Here is a 3,002-nt window from a genome sequence, read left to right as displayed (position 1 = left end):
CATGCTGGGGTTGCGCTCGTTGGGGCATTGATACACGGTTTCCTTTTCCTTTCATGGTGGGGTATCGCTCGTTGGGGGATTGAAACGCCGTTTCCGTTCCCTTTCATGCTGCGTTATCGCTCGTTGGGGCATTGATCCACGGTTTCCGTTCCCTTTCATGCTGGGGTTTCGCTCGTTGGGGGATTAAAACGCGGTTTCCGTTCCCTTTCATGCTGCGTTATCGCTCGTTGGGGCATTGATATACGGTTTCCGTTCCCTTTCATGCTGGGGTTTCGCTCGTTGGGGGATTGAAACGCGGTTAGCCTAACGCTTGACGGGCACATACTCCTTAAATGAGCGTAGTACGCTTTCAAAAAGTTTTAAGGAACCATATTCACTTTTATCTAATCATAATCTGATTCTCATACACATTACGCGAATATCCACTAGTCTATTATTTGAAAACTAGCTAGATATAGGAGAGGTGCATTTTCTTATTCTAAAATAAAAAAAAGCCGTTAGCATAAATGCTAACCGCTTCCCTTATGACCCCTACGGGATTCGAACCCGTGTTACCGCCGTGAAAGGGCGGTGTCTTAACCGCTTGACCAAGGGGCCTTATGGCGGAGAAGGAGGGATTTGAACCCTCGCGCCGGTTACCCGACCTACACCCTTAGCAGGGGCGCCTCTTCAGCCTCTTGAGTACTTCCCCATAAAAATGGCTCCGCAGGTAGGATTCGAACCTACGACCGCTCGGTTAACAGCCGAGTGCTCTACCACTGAGCTACTGCGGAATAATATAAAAAATGGGCCTAAGTGGACTCGAACCACCGACCTCACGCTTATCAGGCGTGCGCTCTAACCAGCTGAGCTATAGGCCCTTATGGAGCGGGTGAAGAGAATCGAACTCTCATCATCAGCTTGGAAGGCTGAGGTTTTACCACTAAACTACACCCGCAAAAAATGGGGCGACTGATGGGAATCGAACCCACGAATGCCTGAACCACAATCAGGTGCGTTAACCACTTCGCCACAATCGCCATATTTATAATTAAATTTTAATTGAAATTAAATAAGGTGGCTCAGGACGGAATCGAACCGCCGACACAAGGATTTTCAGTCCTTTGCTCTACCGACTGAGCTACTGAGCCACTATAATATTGCATCCTAAACTTTTACTGGTTTAGGTCCTTTGCTCGAATGACCTTCGGTCTTTCTCGCAAGTTGCCGCAGAAGCTTATTCGATGATGTGAGCAACTTGCTCTACCGACTGAGCTACTGAACCACTAAAATAAAAATGGCGGTCCCGACCGGGATCGAACCGGCGATCTCCTGCGTGACAGGCAGGCATGTTAACCGCTACACCACGGGACCAGGATCTTTTCAAGTGCAGTACTTGAAAAGAACTTAATTTGATTGCGGGGGCAGGATTTGAACCTGCGACCTTCGGGTTATGAGCCCGACGAGCTACCGGACTGCTCCACCCCGCGACGATAATATTTAATAAGATAATGGAGGAGGTAGAGGGATTCGAACCCCCGCGCGGTGTTACCCGCCTGTCGGTTTTCAAGACCGATCCCTTCAGCCAGACTTGGGTATACCTCCGTATGAACATCAAGTAAAATGGTGGACCTTGTAGGACTCGAACCTACGACCGGACGGTTATGAGCCGTCTGCTCTAACCAGCTGAGCTAAAGGTCCAGGATATCCTAGATTGAATAGGTTCAACCAGATTAAAATTGGTAGCGGCGGAGGGGATCGAACCCCCGACCTTACGGGTATGAACCGTACGCTCTAGCCAGCTGAGCTACACCGCCAAAGTATTTTGTTAAGATTATATGGTGGAGCCTAGCGGGATCGAACCGCTGACCTCCTGCGTGCAAGGCAGGCGCTCTCCCAGCTGAGCTAAGGCCCCATGTTATATAAATTATGGTCGGGAAGACAGGATTCGAACCTGCGACCCCTTGGTCCCAAACCAAGTGCTCTACCAAGCTGAGCTACTCCCCGTTAAATGAGAAAAAATAATGGCGCGCCCGAAAGGAGTCGAACCCATAACCTTCTGATCCGTAGTCAGACGCTCTATCCAATTGAGCTACGGGCGCATAATATAAAATTTTTAGCTTGCTTGGTGCCGAGGACCGGAATCGAACCGGTACGGTAGTCACCTACCGCAGGATTTTAAGTCCTGTGCGTCTGCCAGTTCCGCCACCCCGGCTTAAGAACTATGGAGCGGAAGACGGGATTCGAACCCGCGACCCCAACCTTGGCAAGGTTGTATTCTACCACTGAACTACTTCCGCATTATATAGAAAGTTATTTTACTGGCGTAAAAAACTTTGGTGCGGGTGAAGGGAGTCGAACCCCCACGCCTTGCGGCGCCAGATCCTAAGTCTGGTGCGTCTGCCAATTCCGCCACACCCGCATATTAGATAATGAATTTTCACTGTTGTGAAAAAAACTTGGTGAGCCATGAAGGACTCGAACCTTCGACCCTCTGATTAAAAGTCAGATGCTCTACCGACTGAGCTAATGGCTCGTACAAAAGGTGCCGGCAAGAGGACTTGAACCCCCAACCTACTGATTACAAGTCAGTTGCTCTACCAATTGAGCTACACCGGCATGGTTAATGTAGATTACTTTTACTATGTGAAAAATTTATGGTGGAGGATGACGGGATCGAACCGCCGACCCTCTGCTTGTAAGGCAGATGCTCTCCCAGCTGAGCTAATCCTCCATTTGAAACTGCCCGGCGACGTCCTACTCTCACAGGGGGAAACCCCCAACTACCATCGGCGCTGAGAAGCTTAACTTCCGTGTTCGGTATGGGAACGGGTGTGACCTTCTCGCCATCGTCACCAGACATTTTTTAAAGACAATATCTATTATACTGGCTTTAAGTTATTTTGCAAGAGAAATTTTAAAAGAATTTTACTTTGAAAATATCTTTATTCCCTCAAAACTAGATAATGTTGTAAGAAGAATTCAAGAAGAACGAGTAATCAATTTGGTTAAGTCCTCGAACG

21 tRNA genes and 1 rRNA gene are annotated in these 3,002 nt (G+C 48.5%); all 22 read right to left on the bottom strand.

From position 1 onward, the window contains the following. Positions 1-525: 525 nt before the first annotated feature. The 22 genes from J7E37_RS20755 to rrf all read right to left on the bottom strand — a co-directional run bounded on the left by J7E37_RS20755 (position 526) and on the right by rrf (position 2,839). A tRNA-Glu gene (locus tag J7E37_RS20755) sits at positions 526-597 on the bottom strand. A 3-nt stretch (positions 598-600) separates the two neighbouring features. Further along, positions 601-691 (bottom strand) — tRNA-Ser (locus J7E37_RS20750). A 7-nt stretch (positions 692-698) separates the two neighbouring features. Continuing rightward, positions 699-773, bottom strand: a tRNA-Asn gene (locus J7E37_RS20745). Between the two features lie 13 nt (positions 774-786). After that, a tRNA-Ile gene (locus tag J7E37_RS20740) sits at positions 787-860 on the bottom strand. 3 nt (positions 861-863) lie between these two features. After that, positions 864-937, bottom strand: a tRNA-Gly gene (locus tag J7E37_RS20735). Positions 938-943: 6 nt separating this feature from the next. Further along, a tRNA-His gene (locus tag J7E37_RS20730) sits at positions 944-1,019 on the bottom strand. A gap of 38 nt (positions 1,020-1,057) precedes the next feature. Next, positions 1,058-1,130: transfer RNA gene (locus tag J7E37_RS20725), tRNA-Phe, on the bottom strand. Between the two features lie 147 nt (positions 1,131-1,277). Next, positions 1,278-1,353, bottom strand: a tRNA-Asp gene (locus tag J7E37_RS20720). A gap of 42 nt (positions 1,354-1,395) precedes the next feature. After that, positions 1,396-1,469 (bottom strand) — tRNA-Met (locus J7E37_RS20715). A gap of 22 nt (positions 1,470-1,491) precedes the next feature. Next, positions 1,492-1,584, bottom strand: a tRNA-Ser gene (locus J7E37_RS20710). A 19-nt stretch (positions 1,585-1,603) separates the two neighbouring features. Then, a tRNA-Ile gene (locus J7E37_RS20705) sits at positions 1,604-1,680 on the bottom strand. Between the two features lie 39 nt (positions 1,681-1,719). Beyond that, a tRNA-Met gene (locus tag J7E37_RS20700) sits at positions 1,720-1,796 on the bottom strand. 22 nt (positions 1,797-1,818) lie between these two features. Continuing rightward, positions 1,819-1,894 (bottom strand) — tRNA-Ala (locus J7E37_RS20695). Between the two features lie 15 nt (positions 1,895-1,909). Then, positions 1,910-1,986: transfer RNA gene (locus J7E37_RS20690), tRNA-Pro, on the bottom strand. Between the two features lie 18 nt (positions 1,987-2,004). Continuing rightward, positions 2,005-2,081 (bottom strand) — tRNA-Arg (locus J7E37_RS20685). 24 nt (positions 2,082-2,105) lie between these two features. After that, positions 2,106-2,194 (bottom strand) — tRNA-Leu (locus J7E37_RS20680). A 10-nt stretch (positions 2,195-2,204) separates the two neighbouring features. Continuing rightward, positions 2,205-2,279: transfer RNA gene (locus J7E37_RS20675), tRNA-Gly, on the bottom strand. 37 nt (positions 2,280-2,316) lie between these two features. Next, positions 2,317-2,401: transfer RNA gene (locus tag J7E37_RS20670), tRNA-Leu, on the bottom strand. A 38-nt stretch (positions 2,402-2,439) separates the two neighbouring features. Beyond that, a tRNA-Lys gene (locus J7E37_RS20665) sits at positions 2,440-2,515 on the bottom strand. 10 nt (positions 2,516-2,525) lie between these two features. Next, positions 2,526-2,598: transfer RNA gene (locus tag J7E37_RS20660), tRNA-Thr, on the bottom strand. 39 nt (positions 2,599-2,637) lie between these two features. Further along, positions 2,638-2,713 (bottom strand) — tRNA-Val (locus tag J7E37_RS20655). Positions 2,714-2,723: 10 nt separating this feature from the next. Next, positions 2,724-2,839: ribosomal RNA gene (rrf, locus tag J7E37_RS20650) — 5S ribosomal RNA — on the bottom strand. Between the last annotated feature and the right edge of the window lie 163 nt (positions 2,840-3,002).

The sequence above is a fragment of the Bacillus sp. ISL-39 genome (assembly GCF_018613295.1).
Classification (GTDB): Bacteria; Bacillota; Bacilli; order Bacillales; family Cytobacillaceae; genus Mesobacillus.
This window is presented reverse-complemented; position numbering and strand designations above follow the sequence as displayed.